Annotated in this window: 26 protein-coding genes and 1 other RNA gene; 6 read left to right on the forward strand and 21 right to left on the reverse strand. The window is 59.0% G+C overall.

Going from position 1 to position 26429, the window contains the following annotated elements; translation table 11 throughout:
- Window positions 1-184 precede the first annotated feature (184 nt).
- From AAFN47_RS07650 to ybgC, 12 genes are all read right to left on the reverse strand, one after another.
- Window positions 185-1039 carry an outer membrane protein gene (locus AAFN47_RS07650; RefSeq protein WP_499808610.1) on the reverse strand — a complete coding sequence of 285 codons (855 nt, stop codon included), beginning with the start codon at window positions 1037-1039 and terminating at the stop codon, window positions 185-187.
- A 197-nt stretch (window positions 1040-1236) separates the two neighbouring features.
- Window positions 1237-2094 (reverse strand): outer membrane protein, encoded by an 858-nt coding sequence (locus AAFN47_RS07655; protein ID WP_499808611.1) that lies wholly within the window; start codon window positions 2092-2094, stop codon window positions 1237-1239.
- A gap of 270 nt (window positions 2095-2364) precedes the next feature.
- Entirely contained in the window at window positions 2365-3717 is a 1353-nt protein-coding gene (gene glmM, locus AAFN47_RS07660) for a phosphoglucosamine mutase (protein WP_499808612.1), read from the reverse strand.
- A gap of 153 nt (window positions 3718-3870) precedes the next feature.
- On the reverse strand, window positions 3871-5826 hold the full coding sequence (ftsH, locus tag AAFN47_RS07665; protein WP_499808613.1) for an ATP-dependent zinc metalloprotease FtsH: 1956 nt from the start codon (window positions 5824-5826) through the stop codon (window positions 3871-3873).
- A gap of 150 nt (window positions 5827-5976) precedes the next feature.
- Entirely contained in the window at window positions 5977-7296 is a 1320-nt protein-coding gene (tilS, locus tag AAFN47_RS07670; RefSeq protein ID WP_499808614.1) for a tRNA lysidine(34) synthetase TilS, read from the reverse strand.
- Window positions 7296-8201 (reverse strand): tol-pal system protein YbgF, encoded by a 906-nt coding sequence (gene ybgF, locus AAFN47_RS07675; protein WP_499808615.1) that lies wholly within the window; start codon window positions 8199-8201, stop codon window positions 7296-7298. The genes tilS and ybgF overlap by 1 nt, the downstream gene beginning before the upstream one ends.
- Before the next feature lie 148 nt (window positions 8202-8349).
- On the reverse strand, window positions 8350-8853 hold the full coding sequence (gene pal / locus AAFN47_RS07680) for a peptidoglycan-associated lipoprotein Pal (protein ID WP_499808616.1): 504 nt from the start codon (window positions 8851-8853) through the stop codon (window positions 8350-8352).
- 85 nt (window positions 8854-8938) lie between these two features.
- A complete protein-coding gene (tolB, locus tag AAFN47_RS07685; RefSeq protein WP_499808700.1) occupies window positions 8939-10198 on the reverse strand; it encodes a Tol-Pal system beta propeller repeat protein TolB in 1260 nt (419 codons plus the stop codon).
- 95 nt (window positions 10199-10293) lie between these two features.
- The gene (gene tolA, locus AAFN47_RS07690) at window positions 10294-11289 is read right to left on the reverse strand and encodes a cell envelope integrity protein TolA (RefSeq protein WP_499808617.1); all 996 of its coding nucleotides are present in this window, start codon (window positions 11287-11289) and stop codon (window positions 10294-10296) included.
- Window positions 11290-11298: 9 nt separating this feature from the next.
- Window positions 11299-11736, reverse strand: coding sequence for a protein TolR (gene tolR / locus AAFN47_RS07695; RefSeq protein WP_499808701.1), 438 nt, complete (start codon window positions 11734-11736; stop codon window positions 11299-11301).
- A 32-nt stretch (window positions 11737-11768) separates the two neighbouring features.
- A complete protein-coding gene (tolQ, locus tag AAFN47_RS07700) occupies window positions 11769-12485 on the reverse strand; it encodes a protein TolQ (protein ID WP_499808618.1) in 717 nt (238 codons plus the stop codon).
- Between the two features lie 266 nt (window positions 12486-12751).
- Complete coding sequence (ybgC, locus tag AAFN47_RS07705) at window positions 12752-13231, reverse strand: tol-pal system-associated acyl-CoA thioesterase (protein ID WP_499808619.1); 480 nt, start codon at window positions 13229-13231, stop codon at window positions 12752-12754.
- A gap of 236 nt (window positions 13232-13467) precedes the next feature.
- Here ybgC and AAFN47_RS07710 point away from each other — a divergent pair, with 236 nt between their 5' ends.
- From AAFN47_RS07710 to AAFN47_RS07720, 3 genes are read left to right on the forward strand one after another with little or no spacing between them, the layout of a single operon-like run.
- On the forward strand, window positions 13468-14688 hold the full coding sequence (locus AAFN47_RS07710) for an NAD-dependent epimerase/dehydratase family protein (RefSeq protein ID WP_499808620.1): 1221 nt from the start codon (window positions 13468-13470) through the stop codon (window positions 14686-14688).
- Window positions 14689-14695: 7 nt separating this feature from the next.
- Window positions 14696-15547 carry a glycosyltransferase gene (locus tag AAFN47_RS07715; protein WP_499808621.1) on the forward strand — a complete coding sequence of 284 codons (852 nt, stop codon included), beginning with the start codon at window positions 14696-14698 and terminating at the stop codon, window positions 15545-15547.
- Window positions 15547-16437 (forward strand): NAD-dependent epimerase/dehydratase family protein, encoded by an 891-nt coding sequence (locus AAFN47_RS07720; RefSeq protein ID WP_499808622.1) that lies wholly within the window; start codon window positions 15547-15549, stop codon window positions 16435-16437. The genes AAFN47_RS07715 and AAFN47_RS07720 overlap by 1 nt, the downstream gene beginning before the upstream one ends.
- Before the next feature lie 12 nt (window positions 16438-16449).
- Here AAFN47_RS07720 and ruvB read toward each other — a convergent pair whose 3' ends face one another.
- The 4 genes from ruvB to AAFN47_RS07740 form a co-directional block, all read right to left on the reverse strand.
- Window positions 16450-17496 carry a Holliday junction branch migration DNA helicase RuvB gene (gene ruvB / locus AAFN47_RS07725; RefSeq protein WP_499808623.1) on the reverse strand — a complete coding sequence of 349 codons (1047 nt, stop codon included), beginning with the start codon at window positions 17494-17496 and terminating at the stop codon, window positions 16450-16452.
- A 20-nt stretch (window positions 17497-17516) separates the two neighbouring features.
- Window positions 17517-18134 (reverse strand): Holliday junction branch migration protein RuvA, encoded by a 618-nt coding sequence (ruvA, locus tag AAFN47_RS07730; RefSeq protein WP_499808624.1) that lies wholly within the window; start codon window positions 18132-18134, stop codon window positions 17517-17519.
- Between the two features lie 13 nt (window positions 18135-18147).
- The gene (ruvC, locus tag AAFN47_RS07735; RefSeq protein WP_499808625.1) at window positions 18148-18666 is read right to left on the reverse strand and encodes a crossover junction endodeoxyribonuclease RuvC; all 519 of its coding nucleotides are present in this window, start codon (window positions 18664-18666) and stop codon (window positions 18148-18150) included.
- 141 nt (window positions 18667-18807) lie between these two features.
- Window positions 18808-19557 (reverse strand): YebC/PmpR family DNA-binding transcriptional regulator, encoded by a 750-nt coding sequence (locus AAFN47_RS07740; protein ID WP_499808626.1) that lies wholly within the window; start codon window positions 19555-19557, stop codon window positions 18808-18810.
- A gap of 209 nt (window positions 19558-19766) precedes the next feature.
- On the opposite strand from AAFN47_RS07740, the gene AAFN47_RS07745 reads away from it, so the two are divergent.
- Entirely contained in the window at window positions 19767-20618 is an 852-nt protein-coding gene (locus AAFN47_RS07745) for an MBL fold metallo-hydrolase (RefSeq protein ID WP_499808627.1), read from the forward strand.
- Between the two features lie 13 nt (window positions 20619-20631).
- On the opposite strand, the gene AAFN47_RS07750 is transcribed toward AAFN47_RS07745, so the two are convergent.
- The 5 genes from AAFN47_RS07750 to AAFN47_RS07770 all read right to left on the reverse strand — a co-directional run bounded on the left by AAFN47_RS07750 (window position 20632) and on the right by AAFN47_RS07770 (window position 22953).
- Window positions 20632-21453: a TIGR00282 family metallophosphoesterase gene (locus AAFN47_RS07750; RefSeq protein ID WP_499808628.1), complete on the reverse strand. Its 822-nt coding sequence runs from the start codon at window positions 21451-21453 to the stop codon at window positions 20632-20634.
- Between the two features lie 15 nt (window positions 21454-21468).
- Window positions 21469-22053, reverse strand: a complete 585-nt coding sequence (locus AAFN47_RS07755) for a 5-formyltetrahydrofolate cyclo-ligase (RefSeq protein WP_499808629.1) — start codon at window positions 22051-22053, stop codon at window positions 21469-21471.
- A 36-nt stretch (window positions 22054-22089) separates the two neighbouring features.
- Window positions 22090-22248: non-coding RNA, 6S RNA (gene ssrS / locus AAFN47_RS07760), on the reverse strand.
- Window positions 22249-22315: 67 nt separating this feature from the next.
- Entirely contained in the window at window positions 22316-22675 is a 360-nt protein-coding gene (locus AAFN47_RS07765) for a cell division protein ZapA (RefSeq protein ID WP_499808630.1), read from the reverse strand.
- Window positions 22676-22680: 5 nt separating this feature from the next.
- A complete protein-coding gene (locus AAFN47_RS07770; protein ID WP_499808631.1) occupies window positions 22681-22953 on the reverse strand; it encodes a DUF4164 domain-containing protein in 273 nt (90 codons plus the stop codon).
- A 405-nt stretch (window positions 22954-23358) separates the two neighbouring features.
- Between AAFN47_RS07770 and tkt the strand changes: the two genes are divergently transcribed.
- A complete protein-coding gene (tkt, locus tag AAFN47_RS07775; RefSeq protein ID WP_499808632.1) occupies window positions 23359-25362 on the forward strand; it encodes a transketolase in 2004 nt (667 codons plus the stop codon).
- Window positions 25363-25418: 56 nt separating this feature from the next.
- On the forward strand, window positions 25419-26420 hold the full coding sequence (gap, locus tag AAFN47_RS07780) for a type I glyceraldehyde-3-phosphate dehydrogenase (protein ID WP_499808633.1): 1002 nt from the start codon (window positions 25419-25421) through the stop codon (window positions 26418-26420).
- The last annotated feature ends 9 nt before the right edge of the window (window positions 26421-26429 follow it).

The following is a 26429-nucleotide window of genomic DNA, read 5'->3' on the forward strand; positions in this document are numbered from 1 at the left end:
TCCAATACGATCAGCCATGCAAATTGCCGAAACGCAATCTAGCAGATGACCGCCAAAGGAGAAGTTTGATGATGCGACCGCATTTGTCGCAAATCCCGCCGCAAGCCTCATCACTTCGATCGAACGCAAGGCGCAATGCATCATTGCATCGTAAAGTCAGCATTGCACTTTTTGATTGATTATTCTACCAGAGCGAATAGCGAAGGGAGAACCTGATTTCCTGGCTGGTGAAGCCGTCATCCGAGCTTTGCGTTCCGCTCGCTCCGGCGCCGACAGCGGTCGAATCATAGCCGTACTTGCCGCCGGAAGCGATGTCCGTGAAGCGATAGCCCAAATCAGCTTTCAGATTGCGGGTGATGTCGTAGGCAATGCCGGCCATGAGGGAATAAGTGAATCTCCAGGAACCCAATCCCTCATGAAACTGTGTCCCGAACGTCGCCCCTGCGCAGTCTGCAATGCCGTTGATGCAGGTGTCTTTTGAAATATAGTTGTCGTAGTTCACATACGTCATGCCAACGCCCGCGCCGAAATAGGGCGTAAAACCGGCATAGGTTCCGAGATCGACGTAGCCATTGACCATGCCGCCGCGCGCCGTGAAGTCTGATTCGCCAGAGCGCGAGCACCCGGTGCCGTCCGGTCCGCCAGGCAGTGCGAGACATGGATAGGCAGAAACGCCGGTTCCCGAAAAATCACCGCCAAAGGCGTTGAACATGGCTTCTGCGCGAAACCAGTCGGTAAACTGGTAACCGGCTCCAAGGCCATAGGTGAAATCCGAATTGAACTCGGACGAGCTGTAAGGTTGATCGTAATATTCGAGCGTAAATGGATCGAAGACCCGGTAGGACGAAGCCGATCCATTGAATGATACATTGTACCCGACATCGCCGCGCAGATACCATCCGCTGCCAATCTCGACCGGTACGGTGTTCTGGAGTTCCGGAGCATAGAGAATATCGTCCAGGTCTGCTGCGCCCGCAGGCGCAGAAGCGCAAAGGATGAGCGTCAGGACAAGCGCCGGTTTTGTTCTGTGAAACATCATGAACGATACCCCCTTGTATCGGCGGAATGATTAACTGCTTTGCCGACATCCTATCCGCGCACTGGTTAAGTTGCGGTTAAGCATGTTTGTTAAGGACGTTTCTTTACCGGTCATTATCCATAGGCAGCCAGGCGCAAAAAAAACGCCGCCTGCATGGCAGGCGGCGCTTGTTAAATCGCTGGATCGTTGCTGCAGAATTACTTGTAGACGATCGGCTCGTAGGGAACATAGGGTTCCGGAGAACAGTCGCGACCCGGATAGAACCTCAAACCGGCGACAGCCGAGTGGATGTCGATGCCGCGGTCGTAGCCTGGACCGCCGCCAGCCGCGTATCCGAACATCTCGCCGCCATTGATATGCTGGTAGCGATAGGAGACGTCGCCCACGAGATCGCAGCGGAAGCGGTAGGAAAGACCCGCCGACAACTGATAGGTGAATCTCCAGTTTTTCTGTCCTTCATGCGAAAACGACGGATCGCAGTTCCACGGATTTCCTGTCTCGCAGCTCTGGTTGTTGAGGTTTCCGTAAGACACGTAGCTTCCGCCAATGCCACCGCCTATGAACGGTATGATGGCCGCTGACCCTTCACTCCAGAAGTCGAAATCCACGTAGGCGCTGGCCATGAGCGAGTAGGCGCTCCAACTCGCAGTGTCGGTTGAAACGCAGTCGAGCGCCACGCCGCACGATCCGCTCGTCGATCCGTTGAAATCGGCGCTTGCGTTATAGGAGAGGCTGAGCTCGGTCCGAAGAAACCGGTTGATCTGGTAGCCCGCGGCGCCCTCGATCAGCCAGGTATCGGAAAGGTCGTGTTTGTCGAATGTGCCGCTCGCTCCGGGCGCGCCGTACAATGTGTAGTCTATGCCGTCCATGATCGGCCAGGAATACCCGGCGCCGACACGGAGATAGAACCCTTCCCAGATCACATCCGTCGATCCGCGAATTTCCGCGTCATAAAGGGGAGCCGGTTCGACAGGCAAATCTTCGATAGTATCGGCGGCCCAGGATGGCCCGGCAATCAGAGCGACGCTCGCTGCAAGACCCAAATATTTAATCATAACATAAACTCCGACCGTACAAATGCGGACCCGTGTCTGCTCGCAATAGATCCTGCGTGTCCAGAGTATCGGAGCAAAAGGTTAAAACGTCGTTAGCTATAACGATTCACCTTGTTCCATAAAAAAATATCTCAAAAACAACTGCTTAAATGACTGCAAGCTTAGTTGCGACTGATACCGCAAGTTGGGCGCGCGGACGCCGTGCATGTCGCCGGAAGCCCGCGGCGTCAGGTCAGTTACCGGGAATTCGAAATGTTGAAAGAACCGAAACTAGGCGACGGCCCTGACGCCGGCGATCGTATCGATGAGTTCGTCGACGACCTTCTCGACGAGCATGCGATCATCGCCTTCAGCCATGACCCTGATCAGGGGTTCGGTTCCGGACGGGCGAATGACCAGACGGCCCGACTTGCCAAGGGTGTCGGTGGCTGAGTCGATGGCCGATTTCACATGGGCGTCTTCAAGCGGTTTGCCGGACGTGACGCGCACATTCTTCAATATTTGCGGAACCGGATCGAAACGGTGGCAAATCTCGCTGACAGGCCTGTCCATGCGCTGGACGCAGGCGAGGATCTGCAAGGCCGCGACCAGGCCGTCCCCGGTCGTGGCGTAGTCAGAGAGAACGATGTGGCCCGACTGCTCGCCGCCGACATTGAACCCGCCGCCGCGCATACGTTCCACGACATAGCGATCGCCGACCTTGGTTCGTTCCAGGGTCATGTCGCGGTCTTCCAGAAAACGTTCAAGACCAAGATTCGACATGACGGTCGCCACGATGCCGCCGCCTGTGAGGCGCTTGTCCCGCGACCATGATTCAGCAATGACGGCCATGAGTTGATCGCCGTCGACAACCGATCCTTTCTCGTCCACGATCAGAACACGATCGGCGTCGCCATCAAGTGCGATGCCGATATCGGCCCTCACTTCATGCACCTTGCGCGCCAGCGCGACCGGATGGGTCGAACCACATTCATGATTGATGTTGATGCCGTTTGGCTCATTGCCGATAGTTATAACTTCGGCGCCCAATTCCCACAGAACGGCGGGCGCGACCTTGTAGGCGGCGCCGTTGGCGCAATCCACCACCACCCGCAATCCACTCAGCGACACATTCTTCGGCATTGTCCGCTTGGCGAACTCGATATAGCGGTCGTGAACACCGTCGATGCGCTTGGCGCGTCCAATGTTTTTCGAAATGGTCAACTGGCTTGAAATATCGGCGTCGATGAGCCGCTCGATCCGCATCTCAAGCTCGTCAGAAAGCTTGTAACCATCCGGCCCGAACAATTTGATCCCGTTGTCCTCATACGGATTGTGGGACGCCGAGATCATCACGCCGATATCGGCGCGCAGGGACCGCGTCAGCATGGATACGGCGGGAGTCGGAATGGGACCGAGGAGGAAGACATCCATGCCCGATGCGGTAAAGCCCGCAACCATGGCGTTTTCCAGCATATATCCGGAAAGTCGCGTATCCTTGCCTATGACGACGCGGTGACGATGGTCGCCACGGCGGAAAACCGCGCCAGCAGCGAGCCCGACCCGCATCGCCGTGTCCGGCGTCATATTGCCGGAATTGGATTTTCCGCGGATACCGTCCGTTCCAAAATACTGGCGCGCCATTGAATCCCCCGACTGCAGAAGCTTATACCGACCGCCGCGTTATTGCACATAACGCGGAAATACGGCCTTCATAATCTGTTACAGTCCGTTTCAGACGGATGGCCGTAAATTGGCTATTACCTTATCGCCCAAGAATTGACGGTCCGTTACCCGCTAGGGCGTTTGCGGCTCCATGCCTGCGTCCGGCTCGTCATCCGACTTCTTGCTGCCCTCGGCCTTGCCCTCTTCCTGGCTTTTCGCACCGGTCTTGGGAACGGTGGAGCCGCGAGACGGAGGCGTATCGTCACCGAGATCGCGCGACGGTTTTTCACCGCGAAGCAGCGCCTTGATCTCGTCGCCGGAAAGCGTCTCGTACTCGAGCAGACCTTCCGCAAGCGTCTTGAAATCCTCATTCTTGTCAGTGAGGATTTGTCGCGCCGCGCTGTAGGCCTCATCGATCAGACGATGGATTTCCCTGTCGATTTTCTGCGCTGTCGCTTCGGAAACGTTCTTCTGCTGCGCAACCGAATGGCCAAGGAACACTTCCTGCTGGTTCTCGCCATAGGCCACCTGTCCGAGTTCGTCGGAAAATCCCCATTGCGTGACCATCGCCCTGGCAAGCTTGGTGGCCTGCTCGATATCGGATGAAGCGCCAGAGGTGATGTTGTCTTTCCCGAAGGTGATTTCTTCGGCGACGCGACCGCCCATCATGATCGCCAGACGGGAGATCATGTACTTGTAACTCATCGAATAGCGATCGCCTTCCGGTAGTTGCATGACCATGCCGAGGGCGCGGCCACGTGGAATGATCGTCGCCTTATGCACCGGATCGGCGCTTTCCACATTGAGCGCGACCATGGCGTGTCCGGCCTCGTGATAGGCAGTGAGCTTCTTCTCTTCCTGGGTCATCGCGCTGGAGCGTCGCTCGGCGCCCATCATGACCTTGTCCTTGGCGTCTTCGAATTCGAGCATGGTCACAAGCCGCTTGTTGCGGCGCGCCGCCATCAGCGCCGCTTCGTTAACCAGGTTCATCAGATCGGCGCCGGAGAAGCCGGGCGTGCCGCGGGCGATCACCTTCAGATCGACGTTCGGCGCCAGCGGCACATTTCGCACATGGACCTTGAGGATACGCTCGCGTCCAATGATGTCCGGATTCGGCACCACGACCTGACGGTCGAAACGGCCGGGCCGCAACAGCGCCGGGTCGAGCACGTCGGGACGGTTTGTCGCGGCGATCAGAATGACGCCTTCATTGGCCTCGAAGCCGTCCATCTCGACCAACAACTGGTTGAGCGTTTGCTCACGCTCGTCATTGCCGCCGCCGAGACCCGCGCCGCGGTGTCTGCCGACAGCGTCGATTTCGTCGATGAAAATGATGCAGGGCGCGTTTTTCTTGGCCTGTTCGAACATGTCGCGGACACGGCTCGCGCCGACGCCGACAAACATTTCCACGAAATCGGAGCCCGAAATGGTGAAGAACGGAACGGCCGCCTCACCGGCCACCGAACGGGCAAGAAGGGTTTTACCGGTTCCGGGCGGTCCGACGAGCAGGACGCCACGGGGAATGCGGCCGCCAAGCCGCTGAAACTTCTGCGGATCGCGCAGGAATTCGACGATCTCCTCGAGATCTTCCTTGGCTTCGTCGACCCCGGCCACGTCATCAAAAGTCACCCGTCCATGGGATTCGGTCAGTAGCTTGGCTTTCGATTTGCCAAAGCCCATCGCGCCTCTGGATCCGCCCTGCATCTGACGCATGAAGAAAATCCAGACGCCGAGGATGAGCAGTATGGGCAGCCACGAAAGGAGCAGTCCGATGAAACTGTTGGATCCGTCGTTTTCAGGCGCTGCGCTTATGCTGACGCCCCTATCTTCAAGGCGCTGCACCAGACCGGCGTCTCCAGGAGAATAGGTTCTGAACGAGCGATTGCCTTCGGCGTATTTGCCGGAAATCGTTTCGCCAACGATCTTCACACTCCGGATGCGGCCATTATCGACATCCTGAAGGAATTCCGAATAGCTTATCTCGTCGGAGGTGCCGCGCGCGCCCGGGCTATTGAACATATTGAACAGCGCTATGAGCAGCAGCGCTATGATCGCCCAGAGGGCAAAATTTCTGAAGTTAGGATTCATTCGGTTCCCCGGAACACCGGCAAGCCCGCTGCTTCCGGGCGCCTTGACGAAAATTACGTGCCTCTAACATAGGTTTCTCTTGACCCCTTGCCAAGTCCATGATCGGGCCAAGTGAGGCGACAGGTTAATAATATCCGGCAGTTTCCGACCTCAATGACGCAAGGGCGGCGCGGGATAATTCGGCGCGCCGAAGAGTTTCGCGCATGATCTGGCGATTATCATGTCGAATTCAGGCAAAAACAGGTCGAACGGAGCGAGTATGCGCATGAATTCGACCGAAGGACTTTCTACAGAAGATGCTGCTGCGGAACGACAGGTTGGCAACGTCCGATGCGCCCGCGCAAGCAGCCCCTTTGGCGCCTCTTTGTACGCCGGCTCCAATCCTGTTTCTGCTTCCACATCACCCATTGGATACAGGATCGCGGTTTGGTCTGACGATGAATTCGCCACTTCGTATCGCCCGTCCCAAATCAGGCTTTCGCCCGGTTCAAGCCGGACCGTCGGCAAATTGCGGTTTTCCCTGTAGATGAAAAATAGATCCCCGTGCTTCTCTATGACGCATCTTCCAGCCGTCATGCGCCCCTTTGCGTTCGACTTGGCGAATTGGGCGACGCGATCCATCAGTTCCGCCCCCGGCAGATGCTGACGCCCGCCCATGATCGAGAGAAGAAACGCCAGAGCCTGCAGCCACGCGCGCTGTTCCCGCGGCGAAATTTGCATGCGCGCGAGCGCCGGGTGATGCGCAGAAACGGAGGTCTCGAATACAGAGGCGGTCTCAAGCGCGTCTGTTACTCTCTCCGATGCGTTCTTCTCGATATCCACCAGATCGTCTTCGAAATCCTGCATGTCCTGTCGAATGCGCACGCGTTCGAAACGCCTGTCCTCGTTGCTTGGGTCATCGATCCAGCGCTTGCCGCTATTTTCCAGATAACGCCGCAGATCAGTCCGGCGCACGCCGAGCAGCGGGCGTAGAATCCAGAAGTCACGCCGATAGAGAACGTTTTGGGCCATGCCGGACAGACCGCGGCCTGGATTTCTCATTCCGCGCATTCGCACGGTTTCAACCTGATCGTCGGCGTTATGGGCGGTCGCAACGCAATTGACGCCGCGCGCCATTGCGGTCTCGCGAACAAGCCGGTACCGCGCAAGCCTGGCCTCGTTCTGCAGGCCGGTCGCCGGTTTCAGGCCTTTCCACGTCGCAATGGCATGGTCGACATCGAGTTCGGCGCACCAGGCCGCGACCTGTCGGGCTTCCGTGTCCGAACCGGCGCGCAGGCCGTGATCGACGGTAATTGCCAGCAAATAGGCAATTTCGCCTCGATTGCGGGCCTCGACGAGAAGATTGAGAAGAGCGATGGAATCACCGCCGCCTGACACGGCGATTGCAAGCGGCCGATCCGGGCCCAGTCGATTGACAAAGATGCGTACGACTTCCTCGGGAGACATGGTCAGGTCTCCGGAGTGGAACATCAGCAGCTCATTGCGCCCTGCTCTATCGCCACCTTCTTTTTCAGGGCTTCCGAAGCCTTGGGATAGCGCAGCAGGACCTCCCGATAAGTCGCGCAGGCCGTGTCCCGGTTATTGAGAGCGGCAAGCGACATGCCGAGTTTCAGCAGCATTTCCGGCGCCTTGGCGGATTGAGGAAACTGCTTGTGCGCGGTCAACAGGGTTCGCGCCGCGACATTGTACTGCCCCTGCGCATATTGCGACTCGCCCAGCCAGAAATAGGCGTCCGAGATCTTTGGAGAATCCGGATATTCCTGGATAAAGCGCTGAAAATCCTGCTCCGCAAGCGCATAGTCGCCGGAAAGGACATTGCCATAGGCGGCGTTCCAAAGCTGCTCCCTGCCGGTTTCAGGCAACGCTGCTGTCTGGGTCTGATCGGTGTTTGTCGGCGCGTCGAGTTCACCGCCCTGCAGGGTGTCCTGATCGAATGTCAGTTCGCCCAGCGTTCCTTCAACGCGTTCCTGATCGGACGAGTCTGTCACGCTGTCTATCACAGCAACATCCGTGTCGTCCTGGCGCGCAGGCGCGGCGTCTCCACGGCGGCCGCCGCCTTCGAGTTCCTGGAAGCGGTATTCATTGTCCTCCTGCATCCGGCGCATTTGCTCCTGCATTTCCAGAAGCTGGAAACTCAACTCTTCAATGCGGCCGTTCAGCGCTCTGATCTGTTCTTCAAGCTGACCGACGCGAAAAGACATGTCGCCCGCCTGGGCCAGGATGACGGGAGCGGCCGCGCGACGTCCCTCGCCGGAAACGCTGTCCTGCGGCGCCTGAAACAAGGATCCGTAATTCGTCATCGGACTGGCGGAAAAAGATTGCGCCGGAATCAACGCCAGGAACAACGCTGTTGCGGCGGCGATTCGAATATTCATGCCCATTTTTCCTTTCAAAATTCACCCCCAGGAAACGGCTGACCGACCGGAATGACCGGTCGGCCCTTACTGTGTCTTCGACGGCCCCGTCGTCAAGACTAACCCGCCTGAGTGACCGGTGAAAGCCTTGAAAATGAAGCGACGCCTGTCAGGAGCCCGCGCCACCGACAACCGTAACTGCGCGGCGGTTCTGCGACCAGCAGGAAATATCGTCGCAGACGGCCACCGGCCGCTCCTTGCCGTAGGATATCGTCTTAATCCTGGAAGCCGCCACGCCGCGCGAAGCGAGATAGTTGCGGGTCGCCGCCGCGCGCCGGGCGCCGAGCGCCAGGTTGTATTCACGCGTGCCGCGTTCGTCGGCATGACCTTCTATGGTCACGCTCACATTCGGGTATTTCTGCAGCCATTGGGCCTGCTTGTTGAGCGTCGCCGCCGCATCCGGCCGGATGGACGATGAGTCGGTGTTGAAGAAAATCCGGTCGCCCACATTCAGCGTGAAATCCTGGCGCGAACCCGGCGCGGCGTTGCCGCCCAGTCCCAGTTCGCCCGGATTGTTGGGCATCGATCTCTTGGACGAACATCCGGCGAGCGCGAGCGTTACCGCCAACGCCAGCACGACCGGATTCCGCGCGATCCTTGTCAGGGTTGTCATAGTCTGTCTCCTCGAATTGACGACTTTTGTTCGTGATAGTGTCCGGGCATTGCCTTGTGGCGACTTTTGTTAATGTCTTCCCTGTTCATTCCAGCAATGGCGACCAGGCCGGATCGGAACCGAAATTCGGCGTATCGATCCTCTGTTCATTGTAGCCTGTCAGATCAATGGAATAGAGTTGCGGTCCGCCGGCGCCCGCCGGCTGCCTGAAGAACATGATGACCCGGCCATTCGGCGCCCAGGTCGGTCCTTCATTGTGAAATCCGGTGGTCAGAATGCGTTCGCCCGATCCGTCCGGTCGCATGACACCGATGGAGAACTTGCCGCCAGACTGCTTGGTGAAGGCGATAAGGTCTCCGCGCGGCGACCAGACCGGGGTCGAATAGGACCCGTCCCCGAAGGAAATCCGTTTTTGATCGCTGCCGTCGGCGTTCATGACATAGAGCTGCTGACGTCCGCCGCGATCGGATTCAAAGACAATCTGCCGTCCGTCCGGAGAATAGGAGGGCGAGGTGTCGATGGCGGTCGTATTGGTGAGCCTGGTGGTTGATCGGGAGCGGAGATCCATCGTGTAGATGTTGGCGTTGCCGCCCTGCTCCAGACTCATGATCACTTTCTGGCCGTCGGGAGAAAACCGCGGCGAGAAGGTCATGCCAGGGAAATTGCCGACCAGTTCGCGCTGACCTGTCTCCAGTTGCAGCAGATAGACGCGCGGCTCGCCGTTGGCGAAAGACATATAGGTCACTTCCTGACGGTTGGGCGAGAAGCGCGGCGTCAGAACAAGGTCGTCGCCCTGGGTCAGAAACCTCAGATTGGCGCCATCCTGATCCATGATGGCCAGTTGCTTGCGGCGATCGTTGCGCGGCCCGGTTTCCGAAACGAACACGACGCGCGTGTCGAAATAGCCGCGCTCGCCCGTCAGCCGCTGGTAGATCGCATCGGCGATGATATGCGCGACGCGACGCCAGTTCTCGGGCTGGGTAAAGAATTGCTGACCGATCAACTGCTGCGCGGCGAATGTGTCCCACAGGCGGAATTCTGTTTTCAGGCGCCCGTCCGCTTCGCGGGTTACGCGCCCGACGACGATCGCCTGGGCGTTGATTACCCTCCAGTCCTCAAAACGTGGCGCGACGTCCGGATTGGTGATCTTCTGGATAAAGGCCTTCGGATCGATTGGCGCAAACAGGCCTGACCGACGCAGATCGGCTGCTATGACCTCGGAAATCTGCCGTCCGATATCGTCATCCGAGATGAACTCGGTCACCGCGAGCGGCAGCGGTTCGACATTGCCCTTGTTGATGTCGATCTCGACCAGTGCCTTGGCCGGCATCAGGGCGACGAGCATGATCGCCAAGGCGCACAGAACGATCGCCGAACCATTCCCCGCTCTTTGTTTCTTTCTGCTCAAGCTTTTGTAAAACATCGGTTTCCGTTACTTTTCTAGAACATTTGACTGGGGTCGAAATTCAAAACGACATTCGACCAGACCCCGTATTTCTCGATCGGCAGTTCGTAGGGTTCGCAACGCAGAACTGCCCGTCGCACGCTGTCGGAAAGCGTTCGGCGCGCCGTGTCGGTTCCGCCGCGCGCATCAACCTGCGGCTGACCGTCGATATATCCCGACTGGTTCAGGTTCATCTTCACCTGGATCCGCACATCTTCCGCCCCCGACATTCCGGCAACGAGTTGCCAGCAGCTTTCCACCTTGCGCCTCAGGGCGTCAATCTCGCTGATCGAAAGCGTTTGCGCGACCTGTTGGGTGTCCGAACCGAGGCTGGCCTGCTTGCGGCTGCGCGCGGCGCCCCCGCCGGCGGTGTCCTGCCGGTTCAGCAACGCCTCGATCTGATCGGCGTTGAAATCACTCTCCTGTCGGGCGGCGACCTCGGTGCGCTTGGGCGGCTCCGGCCGCGCCTTCGGCGTTGGTATCCTCTCAGGCAGAGCGGCTTCTTCCGGTTTTGGCTGCTCGATCGGCTCATCGACGGGATCTGGAGAAACTTCCTGAGGTTTTTCCGGCAGCGATGCGATTTCGGTCGCCGCCTGTGGCTTCGGCGTTTCCGTCGGCTCTACTTTGACTTTGGGCTCGGGAACAGGCGCCGGTTCGCTGGCCGGCGCAGAGGCGGTCTCAATCGCCTTCTCGACCGTAAGGTCGGCCTGTTTTTCGGTATCCGCCGATTTCAGGTCCACGGTGTTGTTTCCAATGGTCTGGGCGTCCTCGACCGGCTCCGGGCGCACCGTGGGCAAGGGCGCAGCGATCTCGCGCTCCGGTTCCTCTTTCACGCCCTGCTGGACCTGGGTGATCGACGATACGGGAATGATATCGACCGGAAGCGCCTCGACATCAGCCACGTCATGCGACTTTGGAGGCGCCAGGACGATCAGGCCCCAACCGAGAAGGACGGCGTGCAATATCGTGGATATGGTGAGGCCAATCTTCATTGACTGGGTTCACCCCTCCTGCTCCTGGAGCGTAACGAGGCCAAGATTGCGATATCCGGCGGACGAGATGCGCGCCATGACCTTCATCACCGTTCCGTAGTCGGCATTACGGTCACCGCGCACATAGATGCGCTCCTGATAGCCGGTCGTCGCAATCGCCTGGAGTTTGGCGACGATCTCGTCGAATGGCACCTCGGTTTCCTGAAGGAAAATCTGGCCCTGATCGTTCACGGAAATGGTGATCGGCTGGGTCTCGGAATTGAGCGCGCTCGCGTCGGTCTCCGGCAAATCGATGGGAACGCCGACCGTCAGGAGCGGCGCCGCGACCATGAAGATGATCAAAAGAACAAGCATGACGTCAACAAACGGCGTGACGTTGATCTCCGCCATCGGCGCCATGCGCCGGCCGCGACGTCCTGAAGGCCGGCCTCGCTTGGCGCCCATCATGCTTCCCGTGGCGATAGCCATGGTTGAAACTCCTACTCCGCCGCCTGGCGGGACTGCATGCGTTCGTCGATCTGACGAGACAGGATGCCCGAAAACTCGTCTGCGAAACCTTCCATGCGCGCCGTCAGCTTGCCCGCATCCGCGGAAAACTTGTTGTAGGCGATGACCGCGGGGATGGCCGCAAGGAGACCGATGGCGGTGGCCAGCAGCGCCTCGGCGATGCCGGGAGCTACAACAGCGAGGTTCGTCGATTTAGAGCCAGCGATCGCCTGGAAGGACGTCATGATTCCGACGACCGTTCCGAACAGGCCGATGAACGGCGCTGAAGCGCCGATCGACGCGAGCGAACCGAGCCGGGCCTCAAGGCCCTCCGTTTCCCTGGCGAGCGCGACATCCATCGCCTTGTCGATACGCATCTGCAAGCCCATCGGAGTGCGAGCGCCGCGCTCGAAAGATTTTTTCCACTCCCGCATCGCCGAGACGAAAATCGTGCCCATGCCGGTCGTCGTGCGATCCTGCAAGGACTGATAAAGCTCTTCCAGAGACTGCCCCGACCAGAACACCTGCTCGAAACGGTCATACTGGCGACGCGTGCGCCCATAACTAAAAGATTTGTCGACAATGATCGCCCACGTCCAGATCGATGCGACGATCAATCCGAGAATGACAATCTTGACGACAATGCCCGCCTGCATGAACAGCGACCACAGAGTGATGTCACCTGTAGCAGCCAATCCTACCTGTTCCATTCAACTTACCTTCGAATCCGAGCGTCCGGACAATGCGCGCACCTTAAAAACCGGCGTCAAATCGCGCATATCCACGCAATATTCGGCAGATTGAAAAATCCGATATGTCCACTCACCCGCCAATTTGTGTCGCGACAAACTTTGGTCAAAGGAAGGCGCGACCGATCGCGCCATCCTCCGCCCGATCATTAAGACATATTTATGGTTAATGACAGGTTATGACAATAAAACCGGGCATTCGCGGCATTTTATCGCCGATTGCAACTTCAGACTGAGAATAGCGCGGAAAGGCCGTCCGGCAGCCGTCTGACCCGACCTTCTCCGTTGACCACAGCCACGGTGACGGCGGCTGTAAGGAGCAGCCTGTCCCCGATCCCAATCTCCTGTTCGAGTTCCAGCCGGGCCCCGGTGACCCTGCGCGTGCGGGTTCGGATTTCGACAATATCGTCCATCCGGGCAGCGGCGAGGAAATCGATCAACATGCGCCGTACGACAAAGGCGGCGCTGCCTTCCTCGTCTCCCATGCGCATATCGCCCTGGGTAATTCCGAGGCAGCGCAGATAGTCGGTCCGACCCCGCTCCAGGAAATGCAGGTAGCGGGCATGATAGACCACGCCTGAAAAATCGGTGTCTTCGTAATAGACACGCTGCATCAACCGGTGACCGTCTTCGGTGATCGTTCCCGCAAGCGTGAGAGACAACGCAACCTCCTTCTGCAAGCGCCTTTGCGCGACCCGACGGACCATATTTCCGATGGAAGAGCAATGGCAAGTGCTTGATGCGACCGCCGAATTGTGGAAAGAGCCATTGCAATCCTGACACATTCCGGCGCTAACGCTTTTCGGAATCGGGGGATTTGCCGCGCGAACCGGACGGCGCAGGCCGCAGCGGTTCCGGATGTGGACCGATACCGGAAAGCTGACGGCGTGTCGTCGCCTTTCGGACCATGCATCGCACAGATGCGCAAACGGAGATGAATTGGATGAAAATTGCTGTTCTCGGTGGCGACGGATTCGTCGGCTGGCCCACATCGCTGCACCTGTCGCAACTTGGACACGACGTCCATATCATCGACAATCTGAGCCGGCGTTGGATCGATACGGAACTGGGCGTGCAGTCGCTGACGCCGATGGACTCCATTCAGGAACGGACCCGCATATGGCATGAGGAAACTGGCCGCCGCATCCATTTCCACCTGATCGACATTGCGCGGGATTACGATGTGCTGAAGAACTGGCTGACGGAAAACCAGCCAGACGCCATCGTTCACTTCGCCGAACAGCGCGCCGCGCCCTATTCGATGAAATCCGACCGGCACAAGAACTACACCGTCAACAATAATGTCAACGCGACGCATAATTTGCTGAACGCGCTTGTCGAAACCGACACGGACGCGCATCTCGTGCATCTCGGCACCATGGGCGTCTACGGCTATTCGACCGTCGGGGCCGCCATTCCCGAAGGCTATCTGCCGGTTGGCATCGAGACGATGGACGGCGTCACCGCAACCCAGGAAATCCTGTATCCCGCCAATCCGGGATCCATCTATCACATGACAAAGTGTCTGGATCAGTTGCTCTTCCAGTTCTATGCGAAGAATGATGGGCTGAGAATTACCGACCTGCACCAGGGCATCGTCTGGGGCACGCACACCGACCAGACGCGGCGCCACCCGCAGCTCATCAACCGGTTCGACTATGATGGCGACTACGGAACGGTGCTGAACCGCTTCCTGATCCAGGCCGCCATCGGCTATCCGCTGACAGTACACGGCACTGGTGGTCAGACGCGCGCCTTCATCCATATCCAGGATTCCGTGCGCTGCGTCGAACTGGCGCTGAAGAGCGCGCCCGGGCGTGGCGACAAGGTCAAGATCTTCAACCAGATGACGGAAACGCACCGTGTGCGCGACCTCGCCGAAATCGTCGCGCGAATCGCCGACGCGAAGATCGCCTACCTCCCCAATCCGCGCAAGGAAGCGGCCGAGAACGATCTGGTTGTCAAGAACGATCAGTTCCTTCAGCTTGGTCTCAATCCGATCACCCTGGAAGAAGGTCTGCTGGAAGAAGTCGTCGATGTCGCGAAGAAATTCGCTTACCGCGTCGATCGTAGCCGTATTCCGGCCGCCTCCGCGTGGACGAAGGACATCAAGCCCACGCTCAACACCGATCCGGAAGGCAAAGCCCTGAAATCGGCTTCCTGACGCAGGCATGACTGAAAATAGCCTTCGCGAGGACGCGCCGGCGGCACATCGCTTCGCCTACGTGACGCTCGTCACCAACGCCGACTACGCCGGCGGCGCGCTCGCCCTCGTCAGATCGATACGACTGACGGGACCCCAGGCCGACATCGTCGTGCTGCATACCGGAGGCGTCTCGGCTGACGATCTGGCGCCAATTTCCGCGCTTGGCGCGCGTCTTGTCGCGGCGGATCTCCTGCCCACGTCCGATGCGTTCAATGATCGGCATGCGCGCGCGAAACTGCACGCCAATTCGCCGTTCACCAAAGGGCGCAAGCCCGGTTTCCACACGCCGCTCGACAATTTCGTCAAGCTGAGGCTGTGGCAAATGACGCAATACGAGCGCTGCGTCTTCATTGACGCCGACGCGCTGGTCCTGCGCAACATCGACAGGCTGTTCGCCTATCCGGAATTCTCGGCGGCGCCGAACGTCTATGAGACGGTCGCCGATTTTCACCGGCTGAATTCCGGCGTCTTCGTGGCGCGACCGTCTGACGACACCTTCGCAGACATGATGCAGAAGCTCGATTCGCCCGACGCCTTCTGGCGGCGCACGGACCAGACCTTCCTCCAGGACTATTTCGGTGAATGGCACGGACTGCCGGTCTTCTACAACATGCTTCAATATGTCTGGTTCAACCTGCCTGAACTCTGGGACTGGAAATCGATTGGCGTCTTGCATTACCAGTACGAAAAGCCTTGGGAAAAGGACAATCCGAAGGCTGAACACCTGGCGCCTCTGATCGAACTCTGGAAGGCTTATTATTCCGGAGAGAATATTCCCGACATCGCCAACCTCGCCAACCCAACCGGACAGGACTGATGCGAATCCTTGTAACGGGAGGAAGCGGTCTCGTCGGGCGTTTTATCGTTCGCCGACTTGCCGCCGACGGCCACGATGTCACAATCGCCGGTCGGCGCGAGCCCGATCCGACCCTGTTTTCCAGCGCAGTCAACTTCCACCTTTTCGATCTCGATCCGGACGCCGATTACACATCTGTCATGGAGGGGTTCGATTGCCTCGTCCATGCGGCCTTCTCGCATGTGCCTGGCCGTTACCGCGGCGGTGAAGGCGACGATGTTGAGGGCTTCAGGGCGCGCAATCTCGATGCGACCGTAAAATTGTTCGAGACAGCGGCAGAGAGCGGCGTGAAGCGCGGCGTCTTTCTCTCGACCCGGGCCGTCTATGGCAAGCATCCGAAGGGCGTGAAGCTGTTCGAGACCACATCGTGTAATCCGGATACCGAGTACGGCGCCGTCAAGCGGGCCAGTGAGATACATCTTCAGACGCTTTCGCGAAGTTCACCGCTTTCCGTCGCCAGTCTTCGTATTACCGGCGTCTATGGCCAATCCCCGACCGACACAACGCACAAATGGGAAGATCTCTTCGCGGACTATCTGGCCGGAGAACCGATCGGCGCGCGCTGCGGAACCGAGGTGCACGGAGTCGATGTGGCCAGCGCCGTCGCACTTTTGCTCGAAAAACCGGTCGAGGCAGTATCGGGTGAAATCTTCAACGTGTCCGATATTCTGGTTGATCGCCATGACCTGCTCGACATGGTCAGGCTCCAAACCGGATGCTCGCACGCCTTGCCGGGGCGGTCGGATAGCCTGCCGAACATTATGGATACGGATAAACTGCGTGGCCTCGGCTGGCGTCCGGGTGGTTTGCCTCTTCTGAAGAAATCCGTGGCCGGCATGCTGACGCGCTGAGCGCGCGGGTTCTTATCGTTCCGGATCTTCCTGGAAGAGGCTGATCTGCTGCTGGGCCAGATCGCGCGGGACGTCGAGACCAAGATGCCGCCAGGCGTTGGCGGTCAGGATGCGCCCGCGCGGCGTGCGCTGAATTAGCCCCTGCTGGATCAGATAGGGCTCGATGATGTCCTCGATCGCGTCGCGCGGTTCCGACAGGCCAGCGGCAATGGTTTCTATCCCCACTGGCCCGCCTCCGAAATTGCCAGCGATCATCCCGAGATACCGGATATCGAGCTGGTCGAGGCCTTTCTGGTCGACCGCAAGGCGGGTCAAGGCTTCGTCGGCGATCTGTTTTGTCACGGATTCGGCCTTGGCGACTTCCGCAAAGTCACGCACGCGCCGCAGCAGGCGGCCTGCGATGCGCGGCGTGCCGCGTGCCCGACGGGCGATCTCGAGCGCGCCGTCATCGGTTATCGGTAACCCCATCATGCGCGAGCCGCGTTTGACGATATGTTCGAGCTCCGCGATAGTGTAGAAATTCAGACGCACCGGAATTCCGAACCGGTCTCGCAAAGGCGTCGTGAGAAGACCGAGCCGCGTGGTGGCGGCGACGAGCGTGAAACGGGCCAGTTCGATCTTGACGGACCGCGCGGCCGGCCCCTCGCCGATGATCAAATCGAGCTGGAAATCCTCCATCGCCGGGTAAAGAATCTCCTCCACCGCCGGATTCAATCTGTGGATCTCGTCGATAAAAAGCACGTCGCGGTCTTCGAGGTTCGTCAGAAGCGCTGCAAGGTCCCCCGCCTTGGCGATAACCGGCCCGGAAGTGGATCTGAAATTGACGCCCAGCTCCCGCGCCATGATCTGGGCGAGCGTCGTCTTGCCGAGCCCCGGAGGACCCACGAAAAGTACGTGATCGAGCGCTTCCTCGCGGCCTCTCGCCGCCTCTATGAACACCTTGAGGTTGGAACGGGCGTCCGCCTGACCGACGAAATCGTCAAGCGTCTGCGGCCGCAGCGATGTTTCCACGTCTTCGCCGCGACGCTCTCCGGACACGATCCTGTTCGGCTCACTCATGGTTCAGTCCAATTGTCCCGTCACTGCGCCAACTCCCGCAGGCCAAGCCTGATGAGAGCGGCCGAATCCGTATTCTCGCCGGCGTGCTTGAGCGCCGCCGCGACGGCCGAGGCCGCCTGGTCTCTCGAATAGCCGAGATTTGCAAGCGCTGAAACCGCATCGCTGACCGGACCGCTCGCCACGCCGTCGCCGATCTGCTGTTTCAGGCCGATCGCCATGCCGGCGTCGCCCGCAAAGGCCGGCGCCTTGTTCTTCAGTTCGGTGACGATGCGTTGCGCCACCTTGGGTCCGATGCCTGGCGCCCGGGCCACCATCGCCTTGTCTTGCAGCGCGACCGCATTGGCCAGATCCGGCGCCGACAGGGTGGATAGAACGGCAAGCGCAACCTTGGCGCCGACCCCCTGCACGCTTTGCAGCAGCCGGAACCATTCCCGCTCGATCGCCGAGGCGAAACCGTAAAGCTTGAGCTGGTCCTCGCGCACGAATGTCTCGATCTGCAGCGTCACCGCTTCGCCGACGGAACCGAGCCCGGCCAGCGTTTGCGCCGAACAGAAGACGACATAACACACGCCGTGTACATCGATGAGAACGTGATCCTCCCCGATTTCCTCGATTGTTCCCTTGAGCTTTCCGATCATTCGTCTTCTTTCATCAGCCGGCGGCAATCCGCATCTGTAAATCCGCGCTTTTCCTGTTGTGGGCGTGACAAATGGCGATGGCGAGCGCGTCGGCGGCGTCGTCGGTGTCGAACTCCGCGCGCGGCATCAAAACCCGCACCATCATGTGGATTTGCTTCTTGTCGCCATGTCCGACGCCGATCACGGATTTCTTGACCGCATTCGGGGCATATTCGGAGACTTTGAGCCCCGCAAGCCCGGGCACCAGCAGGGCCACGCCCCGCGCCTGTCCGAGCTTGAGGGTGGCGGACGCATCCTTGTTGACGAAAGTCGCCTCCACCGCCGCTTCATCGGGACGATAAGCATGAAGTATCTCCGTCAGCCCCTCGTGCAACTGGCACAGCCGCGACGCCAGATCCAGGCTGCCGTCGGAACGCACCGTGCCGGAAGCCACAAACCGCAACCCGTTGCCCAGACTCTCGACAACGCCCCAGCCGGTGCGTCTCAAGCCGGGATCGATTCCGATGATTCGACAGGTGTCTTGGTGCGCCATGACCTCTCTTCAAGCCCGTTCGTTATTGTCAGCTATGGCATACAGATGCGAACAAAACAAAAACATTTCGTAAATACTAACAATAAAACCCGGATCAGCGCACCGACCCGGGTTCAAAACAGCACTGCGAACAATGGAAATTCAGGCAGTCGCGAGTTTCGACATCACATCGTCGGAAATGTCGAAATTGGCGTAGACGTTCTGTACGTCGTCATCGTCTTCGAGCGCGTCGATGAGCTTCAACAACGTTCCCGCCTTGTCCTCGTCGACTGCTGTTTCGGTTTGCGGCTTCCAGACGGGTTTGACCGATTCAGCTTCGCCAAGCGTCTCCTCCAGAGCCGTCGACACGTCACCGATATCCTCGAAAGCGCAACTTATAACGTGTCCGTCAGGGCCGGACTGCACATCGTCAGCGCCCGCCTCGATCGCCGCTTCCATGATGGCGTCCTCGTCGCCCGCCTCCGGCTTGTAGATGATTTCGCCCACGCGATCAAACATGAAGGCGACCGATCCGGTCTCGCCAAGCGTTCCGCCGTTCTTGGTAAAGCAGGCGCGCACGTTGGAGGCCGAGCGATTGCGATTGTCGGTCAGCACCTCGACGATGACGGCGATGCCGCCCGGGCCGTAGCCCTCGTAGCGGATTTCCTCGTAGTCTTCGCTGTCGCCGCCGGCGCCTTTGTTGATGGCGCGCTGGATATTGTCCTTGGGCATCGACTGGCCCTTGGCGTTCTGCACCGCCAGGCGGAGCCGCGGATTACCCTCGATGTCCCCCCCGCCCATCTTGGCGGCGACGGTGATTTCCTTTGAAAGTTTGGAGAACAGCTTCGAGCGCTGGGCGTCCTGACGTCCCTTGCGGTGCATTATGTTCTTGAATTTCGAATGGCCTGCCATGGCGCTCCGTCCAAAGTCTTATTGTGAAATTTGCCGCCTTATAGGCAAAGACGCAGATGTCGTCCAGAAGGACCCGCTGTCGCGCGTCACATTCCTTCGAGGCGCGCGCCGCCAGCATGCTTTGATCAAAAGAGAGTCGCTGCCTATGGACTGCGGCGCATACTTACCTATTCTTCTTCATACGGGATCGATCAGACGGGGCAGGGACCATGACGAACTTCATGCGGAACTCAGGCCAGGCGCTGGCCGTCATTGCGATTTTTCTCTTCACGAGCGGGATGAGCACACAACCGCTGCAGATCCAGAGCAGCGTCGACGAAGCGCCGCGGGCGGTCTCAATCTGCCAGGCGATCGCCGGCCGGCAAACCCGCCCACAGGCGCAGCCGGTCAATGGCGAGCCGGTGGAAAGAAATCATGTGCGTTTTACCTATGTAACGCACTCCACCTATTTCGTTGAGACCGCCGGAGGCGTCACCATCGCAACCGACTACAACGGCTATATCGGCTTTCGCGATCCCCCGTCCGTCGTGACGATGAACAAGGCGCATTCCAGCCACTGGACCGCCAGCCCCGATCCCGCCATCGACTATGTGCTGACCGGATGGAACCCCGAGGGCGACGGGCCGATCAAACACAGTCTGGTGGTGGGCGACGCCTATGTCCGCAATGTCACAACCGATATCAGATCGGTCTTTTCGGGCTTCGAGAAGGACGGCAACTCGATCTTCATCTTCGAAGTCGCAGGTCTCTGCATCGGCCACCTCGGTCACCTGCACCATGAACTTGACGACAGCCATATTGCGGCAATCGGTCGGCTCGACGTGGTTATGGTGCCCGTCGACGGCGGCCTGACCATCGGTCATGAAAGCATGAGTGAAATCGTCAAGCGGCTCAGGGCTTCGGTCATTCTGCCGATGCACCGTCGCGGATCATCCATCGGCTCGTTTCTGAACCTGTTCGGCGCGGATTTCGCCCACGAATTCCGCAACTCCGACAATCTGACGCTCAGTCTGCGCACACTGCCGGACCAGCCAACGATCATCGTGCTTAACGGGGTATGACGTCGGCGCAGACTTAGTCGAAAACCGGGAGCGCTTCCTGAAGCCGCGCTCCGATGCGCAACGGCGAAATCTTTTCGGCAAGGCCCGTGCGGTCCGAGATCTCGACCGCCACGCCGCACACCGTCACCGGGCCGTCAGCAACCTCGAACCGGCCCTTCGGGATTTTGTTGACGAAGCGCTGCAGCGGTTCTTCCTTGTCCATCCCAATCGATGAATCATAGTCCCCGCACATGCCCACATCGCTCATATAGGCCGTGCCGCCATTGAGAATCTGGTAATCCGCCGTCGGAATATGCGTATGGGTGCCGACGACAAGGCTCGCGCGGCCGTCCACGAAGTGACCAAAGCACTGCTTCTCGCTTGTCGCCTCGGCATGGAAATCGAACACCACCGCGTCCGCCTGTTCTCCGAGCGGACAGGCCGCGAGTTCGTCTTCGGCGGCCTGGAAAGGATCATCGAGATCCGGATGCATGAAAACCCGGCCCATGATGTTGGAAACCAGCACCCGCGCGCCGTTTTTTGCCAAATAGAGGCCGGAGCCGCGACCCGGCGTTCCTGACGGAAAATTGGCTGGCCGCAGAAAACGATCATGACTGTCACAGAAGATGAGGGCTTCGCGCTGATCCCAGACATGGTTGCCTGTGGTCACCACATCTGCGCCGGCCTCGATCGTCCTTAAATAGATTTCTTCGGTGATGCCGAATCCGCCGGCGGCGTTTTCGCCGTTCACGACGACAAAATCAAAGCTGTATTCCTCGATCAGCGTCGGCAATTTTTTCCAGACGGCGTTACGTCCGTTGCGGCCGACCATATCCCCCAGAAAAAGCAAACGCATTCAACAACACCTGTATCAGTCTTGGACGGAAAAACGGCGCATGCCGCTTTCCGTTAATATGGCCGGCAGCGGAATATCATGATCCTCCGCGGGAACGGTTTCGACCTCCTGGACGTCCAGCGCGACGCCGATCAGCCGTGGCATCTTACCCCTGTCGCGTAGTCTGGCAATGGCTCTGTCATAGTGTCCCGCGCCATAGCCTATACGGTGTCCGGTCAAATCGAACGCGGCCAGCGGCGCCAGAATCAGATCCGGATCTAGAACTTCCGCTTCTTCTCCAGGGCCCGCCGTGCCGAAACCGGTGTCAACCATCGGCGCGCCGCGCACAAGTCCGCGGAAGCGGATGGTCGTGCGGTCGATCACGACCGGCAGGCACAGACGCGCGCCCTTCTCCATCAACCGGAACATCAGGGGACGAACATCGACTTCCGAGCGGATCGGCCAGAAACCGGACACGATCTCGCCGGGGCGGATGTCAATCGAACCCGCGCCGATTTCAGCAATTGCGAGGCTGGCTTCGATCCGCGCTTCGGGATCCATTGCGTCGCGCGACAACAAAGCCGAATTGCGAATCTCGGCCTTGGATGGTGAACGCGTCATGGAGAAGATCCGGGGCAGGCGGTGGAGAAGACGACGAGACGATCCACGACGACCGATGGACGATTTACGATCCCGGGAACCTACAAAGTAGGTGGGCGCCGTGTGAAAAAACCCACGGGTCTAAACAGGGACAGCTCCCTTAGGATCGATTAAGGCCCCGGGGATTGTGTGTCCTGTCGGGAAGCGCAGATCGCAATCCGAATATAGTCCTTGCAAATGCCAAATGGAAGCGTCCGAACGACCGAATTTTATCGCAGTCGCATCAGGCCTGCTCGAGCTTTATGGCGATGCGCTCGACCTGCTCTGTGACGTCGTCGACCGCAGCGACCAGCGCGGATTCAGCCTTGTCCGCCTGGGTGAGCGCCGCGTCACGCGTTTTTTTCAGACTGCCCATCTCGTTTTCCAGACCGTCTAGCTTGCGTTGGGCCTCCGAAAGCTCGTCCATGACCAGAATGCCGGCCATGACCGTCAGCCGAAGATCGCCGATTTCACCGAACTGACCCTTCAGATGACTGACGTAACGGTCGAACCGATTCGCCAGTTCGCTCAGATGGTCTTCCTGGCCGGCTTCGCAGGCCATTCTGTAGGCCTTGCCGTCGATATTTACAGTCACTTCAGCCATGAGTCCTACCGATCGATAACGGCGCGAATGGTTTCCATCGCCGCGACAAGGCGACGCGACACCTCGCGATTTGCTTCCTGAAGCCGAGTCGCGCGATCCTCGGAATGATCGAGTTCCTGGGCCAGCCGCGATCGGTCCGCGTTGAGGCGCTGGACTTCCTCATCCGCGTCAGCCGCGTCGCGGCTTTTTTCGACATGCCCATCCACTGCGTTCTCAAGACGCGTAAGGACCTTGGTCAGTTCATCGAGAGCTGTTTTTGCTGTTTTCGCGCCCGGCATAACACGTTGCCCTGTGCTGGCAAGCACCCGAATCACCATGTTATCGGGCACTTACCGTATTGAGATTAAGCAATGTCGCAAGCAACCGTCAACGTTCTTGCAACGCTGGTGCACATGATTTTGATTTGAACCCTGACGTGAAGACAGTTCGCGACTTTTTCACAGCGCGGCGCTTTTTGCAGGATTCAGTCCTTCGCGGCGCGTGCGCCAACCCCGCGCCGCAAGGGTTTCAGCGACGTGGATTATGTGGTCGGCCTTTGTTGACTCCTTGTTTGCACCTGCTATGTGTCACCTGCTTTACGGGCTGTGGGGGTTCAGAATTTCGACCACGCAAAACAGCGAATTCTGATCGCCGACCGTTCCGATCCCGAGCCTTCCTGAAACGACTGTAAAAGCCGAGTTGTCATGATCCCACGCGAAAAACACGACCGGATGGCCAATGCGATCCGTTTTCTGTCGATGGACGCCGTCGAAAAGGCAAAGTCCGGTCACCCCGGGCTGCCGATGGGCGCAGCCGACATAGCCACGGTCCTGTTTACGCGTTTCATGAAATTTGATCCGAAAGTGCCCAATTGGCCGGATCGCGACCGGTTCGTCCTGTCCGCCGGACACGGTTCGATGCTTCTCTACTCGTTGCTTTATTTGCTCGGATACGAAGACATCAACCTGGAGGAAATCAAGAATTTCCGTCAGCTTGGATCGAATACGGCGGGTCATCCTGAATATGGCCATGCCGCCGGCATCGAAACGACCACTGGTCCGCTTGGCCAGGGTCTGGCGAACGCCGTGGGCATGGCGATTGCAGAGCGCAAGCTCAACGACGAATTCGGCGACGATCTGGTCGACCACCACACCTATGTGCTCGCCGGCGACGGTTGCCTTATGGAAGGCATCAGCCACGAGGCGATTTCACTTGCGGGCCACCTCAAGCTCAACAAGCTGATCGTCTTCTGGGACGACAACGGCATTTCGATCGATGGCCCCGTCAGCCTTACCGACTCCACCGATCAGATCGCCCGCTTCGAGGCAGCCAGATGGAACACCATTTCCGTTGACGGTCACGATACAGAAGCAATAGCCGACGCGATCGAAAGCGCGCACAACTCGGACAAACCGACGATGATCGCCTGCAAGACAGTCATTGGTTTCGGCGCGCCGACCAAGGCCGGCACGGCGAAGGCGCATGGATCGCCGCTCGGCGATAAGGAAATTGCGGAAACGCGGAAAGCGCTCGGCTGGTCGGAAGCGCCCTTCGAGATACCTTCCGATATTGTCGACATGTGGCGGCTCGCAGGGTTGCGCTCCACCAAGGAGCGCAAGGCCTGGCAAGAGCGGCTCGCCGAATCGACTTCCGAGGCCCGGACGATTTTTGAGCGCCGCATGAACGGCGGTCTGCCCGGCGGCTTCGAGTCCGCCATCGACGCGTACAAGAAAAAGCTCGCCCGCGAACAACCGGCCATGGCGACCCGCAAATCGTCCGAAGCAGCGCTCGGCGTGATCAACGCGGCTATTCCGGAAACAATTGGCGGATCCGCGGACCTGACCGGGTCCAACAACACAAAGACCGAGATTATGGGCGTCATCACGCCTGATGATTTCTCCGGCCGCTATCTGCACTATGGCGTGCGCGAACACGGCATGGCCGCAGCCATGAACGGCATCAGCCTGCATGGCGGCCTTATACCCTATAGCGGCGGTTTCCTCATCTTCTCGGACTATTGCCGCCCCTCGATCAGGCTCGCCGCGCTGATGGGCATCCGAGTCATACACGTCCTGACGCACGATTCCATCGGATTGGGAGAAGACGGACCGACCCACCAGCCGGTCGAACACATGGCGTCGCTGCGCGCCATTCCCAACCTTCTGACCTTCCGTCCCGCCGATGCGACGGAAGTGCTGGAATGCTGGCAACTGGCGCTGGAATCGGAGCATCGCCCGTCGGCGCTTGCGCTGACGCGGCAGGATCTTCCGTCCATTCGTCCGGAGTATGAAGAAGAAAACATGTGCGCCTTCGGCGCCTATGATCTCGCGCCGTCAAGCGATGCCGACATCACGATCTTCGCCTCCGGATCAGAGGTCGAGATCGCGCTGGATGTGCGCACAAAACTTGAGGCGGCTGGCCATGTAGCCCGTGTCGTTTCCGTCCCGAGCTTCGAGCTGTTTGAAGAACAGTCGGAAGAATACAAGGAAGCCATCATCGGCGATTCGCCTATCAAGGTGGCGATCGAAGCCGGAATCCGGCAGGGCTGGGATCGTTTTATCGGAAATGACGGCCTGTTCGTCGGCATGCACGGTTTTGGCGCATCGGCGCCTTACAAGGACCTGTACAGTCATTTCGGAATCACCGCCCAGGACGCGTTCGAAATCATCCTGTCGACGCTGGAAAGCCTGGCTGGCCAGGAAGACTGAATAAAAAGTTGTCAACACCCCTTGAGTGACAAGGGCATATTTCGGGAGACCCATTGATGACCGTCAAAGTCGCAATCAACGGATTTGGCCGCATCGGCCGCAACGTGCTGCGCGCCATTATCGAATCGGGCCGGACTGATATCGAGGTGATCGCGATCAACGACCTCGGACCGGTTGAAACGAACGCGCACCTGCTGAGATATGACAGCGTTCACGGCCGCTTTCCGGCGGAAGTGACGGTTGACGGGGAAACCATCGATGTCGGCAAGGGTCCGATCAAAGTGACCGCGATCCGCGACCCCAAGGAATTGCCTTGGGGCGATGTGGACGTCGCCCTTGAATGCACCGGCATCTTCACCTCGCGGGAAAAAGCGGCGCTGCATCTTGAAAACGGATCAAGCCGCGTTCTCGTTTCGGCTCCGGCCTCCGGCGCCGACAAGACCATCGTCTATGGCGTCAACACCGATGCGCTGACAGCCGACGACCTCGTCGTTTCGAATGCATCCTGCACAACGAACTGCCTCGCGCCGGTCGCCTACACGCTGAACAAGGCCATCGGCATCGACAAGGGGTTCATGACGACCATCCATTCCTACACGGGCGACCAGCCGACGCTCGACACGATGCACAAGGATCTGTATCGCGCGCGCGCCGCAGCCATGTCGATGATCCCGACATCGACCGGCGCGGCAAAGGCCGTCGGCCTCGTCCTGCCGGAACTCAATGGCAAGCTCGACGGCGTCGCCATCCGCGTTCCGACGCCGAATGTGTCTGTTGTCGATTTCAATTTCATCGCCTCCCGCGAAACCAGCGTGGAGGAAGTCAACGACGCCATCCGGACCGCCGCCAACGGCGAACTCAAAGGCATCCTCGCCTTCACGGATGAATCGCTCGTTTCGATCGACATGAACCACAATCCGCATTCGTCGATTTTCCACATGGACCAGACCAAGGTGATGGATGGCACATTCGTGCGCATCCTGTCCTGGTACGACAATGAGTGGGGCTTCTCGAACCGCATGTCGGATACAGCCGTTGCCATGGGCAAGCTCATCTGAACTTCGCAG

The organism is Hoeflea sp. CAU 1731 (assembly GCF_039888615.1).
Classification (GTDB): Bacteria; Pseudomonadota; Alphaproteobacteria; order Rhizobiales; family Rhizobiaceae; genus Flavimaribacter.

Bases quoted from the DNA above. Each gene is read 5' to 3' on its own strand.
- AAFN47_RS07650 (WP_499808610.1), bottom strand. From the start codon at position 1,039: ATGATGTTTCACAGAACAAAACCGGCGCTTGTCCTGACGCTCATCCTT.
- AAFN47_RS07655 (WP_499808611.1), bottom strand. From the start codon at position 2,094: ATGATTAAATATTTGGGTCTTGCAGCGAGCGTCGCTCTGATTGCCGGG.
- glmM (WP_499808612.1), bottom strand. From the start codon at position 3,717: ATGGCGCGCCAGTATTTTGGAACGGACGGTATCCGCGGAAAATCCAAT.
- ftsH (WP_499808613.1), bottom strand. From the start codon at position 5,826: ATGAATCCTAACTTCAGAAATTTTGCCCTCTGGGCGATCATAGCGCTG.
- tilS (WP_499808614.1), bottom strand. From the start codon at position 7,296: ATGTTCCACTCCGGAGACCTGACCATGTCTCCCGAGGAAGTCGTACGC.
- ybgF (WP_499808615.1), bottom strand. From the start codon at position 8,201: ATGAATATTCGAATCGCCGCCGCAACAGCGTTGTTCCTGGCGTTGATT.
- pal (WP_499808616.1), bottom strand. From the start codon at position 8,853: ATGACAACCCTGACAAGGATCGCGCGGAATCCGGTCGTGCTGGCGTTG.
- tolB (WP_499808700.1), bottom strand. From the start codon at position 10,198: ATGCTCGTCGCCCTGATGCCGGCCAAGGCACTGGTCGAGATCGACATC.
- tolA (WP_499808617.1), bottom strand. From the start codon at position 11,289: ATGAAGATTGGCCTCACCATATCCACGATATTGCACGCCGTCCTTCTC.
- tolR (WP_499808701.1), bottom strand. From the start codon at position 11,736: ATGATGGGCGCCAAGCGAGGCCGGCCTTCAGGACGTCGCGGCCGGCGC.
- tolQ (WP_499808618.1), bottom strand. From the start codon at position 12,485: ATGGAACAGGTAGGATTGGCTGCTACAGGTGACATCACTCTGTGGTCG.
- ybgC (WP_499808619.1), bottom strand. From the start codon at position 13,231: ATGGTCCGTCGGGTCGCGCAAAGGCGCTTGCAGAAGGAGGTTGCGTTG.
- AAFN47_RS07710 (WP_499808620.1), top strand. From the start codon at position 13,468: ATGAAAATTGCTGTTCTCGGTGGCGACGGATTCGTCGGCTGGCCCACA.
- AAFN47_RS07715 (WP_499808621.1), top strand. From the start codon at position 14,696: ATGACTGAAAATAGCCTTCGCGAGGACGCGCCGGCGGCACATCGCTTC.
- AAFN47_RS07720 (WP_499808622.1), top strand. From the start codon at position 15,547: ATGCGAATCCTTGTAACGGGAGGAAGCGGTCTCGTCGGGCGTTTTATC.
- ruvB (WP_499808623.1), bottom strand. From the start codon at position 17,496: ATGAGTGAGCCGAACAGGATCGTGTCCGGAGAGCGTCGCGGCGAAGAC.
- ruvA (WP_499808624.1), bottom strand. From the start codon at position 18,134: ATGATCGGAAAGCTCAAGGGAACAATCGAGGAAATCGGGGAGGATCAC.
- ruvC (WP_499808625.1), bottom strand. From the start codon at position 18,666: ATGGCGCACCAAGACACCTGTCGAATCATCGGAATCGATCCCGGCTTG.
- AAFN47_RS07740 (WP_499808626.1), bottom strand. From the start codon at position 19,557: ATGGCAGGCCATTCGAAATTCAAGAACATAATGCACCGCAAGGGACGT.
- AAFN47_RS07745 (WP_499808627.1), top strand. From the start codon at position 19,767: ATGACGAACTTCATGCGGAACTCAGGCCAGGCGCTGGCCGTCATTGCG.
- AAFN47_RS07750 (WP_499808628.1), bottom strand. From the start codon at position 21,453: ATGCGTTTGCTTTTTCTGGGGGATATGGTCGGCCGCAACGGACGTAAC.
- AAFN47_RS07755 (WP_499808629.1), bottom strand. From the start codon at position 22,053: ATGACGCGTTCACCATCCAAGGCCGAGATTCGCAATTCGGCTTTGTTG.
- AAFN47_RS07765 (WP_499808630.1), bottom strand. From the start codon at position 22,675: ATGGCTGAAGTGACTGTAAATATCGACGGCAAGGCCTACAGAATGGCC.
- AAFN47_RS07770 (WP_499808631.1), bottom strand. From the start codon at position 22,953: ATGCCGGGCGCGAAAACAGCAAAAACAGCTCTCGATGAACTGACCAAG.
- tkt (WP_499808632.1), top strand. From the start codon at position 23,359: ATGATCCCACGCGAAAAACACGACCGGATGGCCAATGCGATCCGTTTT.
- gap (WP_499808633.1), top strand. From the start codon at position 25,419: ATGACCGTCAAAGTCGCAATCAACGGATTTGGCCGCATCGGCCGCAAC.